Below are 1,785 nucleotides of genomic sequence, written 5' to 3' on the forward strand. Positions count from 1 at the left end.
TTTTTTTAAATAAAAAATTGTTTTTGGTTGATGTTGACGTAACAGATGTCGGTAAAATAAAACAACCTTTTAAAACAAAAAAATGTCATTGCGAGCGTAGCGTGGCAATCTCGTAGCTATTCCATCGGATATGCAAAGCCGCTATGCATTGGCTACGAGATTGCCACGTCGCCCTTTACTTTACCCCATGCTGCTCCTCGCAATGACATGGATTTTAGCCTTTAAGCTTATAAATTATGATTATTTTGTCTTCCCACACCTGCGGTTACAAATCCAACGGGAAACGGATTAAAACAAAAAAGCGATAAATCATCATTTATCGCTTAGAAATATCTGCTTAAAATAAACAACCCTCTATTGAATTAAACCTATCCAGTAACAAACCAACATAACGCCGGCGGTTTTCCATTCGGCATGGTGTTCCTTTATATGGTTTTTAACAGCTACAACCGCATGCCCAAGATACTCTTTAACAGTATGTTTCGACAGGTTCAGTTTTTCGGCTGCCTCCTCATAGGTTTTTCCTTCTAACTTACAAAGGGTAAATACTTTTTTACGTTGTGGCGATAGCTGATTGATGGCCTGTTGCAATAAATAATATTGCTCATCCATTAATTGTACCTCACCATTTTCAGTTTCCATTTCGGCGAACGGCATGGTGTTAACGATTGCTGTTTCGCGTACTTTTTTACGGAGATAAGAGATGGATTTATTGAAGCTGAGCACAAACAGCCAGCCGCTTACAGATTGATCAGGGTTAACATCGGCCCGCTTTTCCCACAGGGCGATAAAAGTATCCTGCAAAATATCCCGGGCGATATCATCGTCTTTAGTGAGTTTGTAAATATTACGATGAATGGCCTGGTGATACTTTTGATAAAGCATATCAAATGCACCGATGTCATCATCGTGTAAGCGAAACACTAAATCTTTATCTCCATTTGTATTCATAAAAACCTGGTAATTATTTATTTATTCATTAATCAATAGACAGGAATTATTGTGAAAAATACAACTATTTTTTTACCAACAAATATGTCTTACGACTACATCGTTAATAATTTATTCAGTAATTGGTTAAGGGAGGCTTCTTGCCTTTTTTAAAGTTCAGCTCAAGCTGTAAAATTACATTCCTTACAGCCTGAGCCAAACGGGTAAACTTGAATGATCAAATGAAATACCGGCCGAAATTACAATTTAACTGTAGCAGGCAAATATTTGGCGATCAAATCTTCATAATATGGTTTTAACTCCGAAACCACCGGTGGTTTCGGGCTTTTAGAGTAAAGATCGTACGGATTAAATTTATCAACCCATTTAAACATCTCCTGGTCATGCGCGTTCAGTAAATGATCGTACGCCTTTTCGCGGTGCTGCGAGTAAAAAGAATGGTAACGGATCATATACAAAGCCTCTTCAGGTAAATAATCTTTGGTGATGTGGTATAGGTACTCATCATGGCCCCATGACATGTGCACATTGTCGAGCCCGCACTGGTGGGTATAAACGCCGTATTTGGTATTGTAGCGTTCATCATCGTTATCAGGGTTCGCAGCAAAAAACTCAGGGTAAACTATCTTATCCGAAAATTTGCAGCCCACCGGGAACGAATCACCTACTACATTCCATTGCGGTTCGCCAAAAAGGCAAAGTACCTTGCCCAGGTCATGTATAAAGCCGGTTAACACAAACCAATCCGGATGACCATCGGCGCGGATAGCCTCAGATGTTTGCAGTAAATGCTGCAGCTGATCAAGCGAGATATCCGGATCCGATTCATCAACC

At 39.7% G+C, this 1,785-nt stretch carries 2 protein-coding genes; both read right to left on the reverse strand.

Going from position 1 to position 1,785, the window contains the following annotated elements; all coding sequences use genetic code 11:
- Nucleotides 1-354: 354 nt before the first annotated feature.
- Nucleotides 355-951, reverse strand: coding sequence for an RNA polymerase sigma factor (locus VF500_RS08340; protein ID WP_330859236.1), 597 nt, complete (start codon nt 949-951; stop codon nt 355-357).
- Between the two features lie 239 nt (nt 952-1,190).
- Nucleotides 1,191-1,785, reverse strand: a 595-nt coding sequence (locus tag VF500_RS08345; RefSeq protein ID WP_330859237.1) for an inositol oxygenase family protein, incomplete at its 5' end; no start/stop codon positions are given.

Source organism: Mucilaginibacter sp., from assembly GCF_036383575.1.
Classification (GTDB): Bacteria; Bacteroidota; Bacteroidia; order Sphingobacteriales; family Sphingobacteriaceae; genus Mucilaginibacter.

Bases quoted from the DNA above. Each gene is read 5' to 3' on its own strand.
- VF500_RS08340 (WP_330859236.1), bottom strand. From the start codon at position 951: ATGAATACAAATGGAGATAAAGATTTAGTGTTTCGCTTACACGATGAT.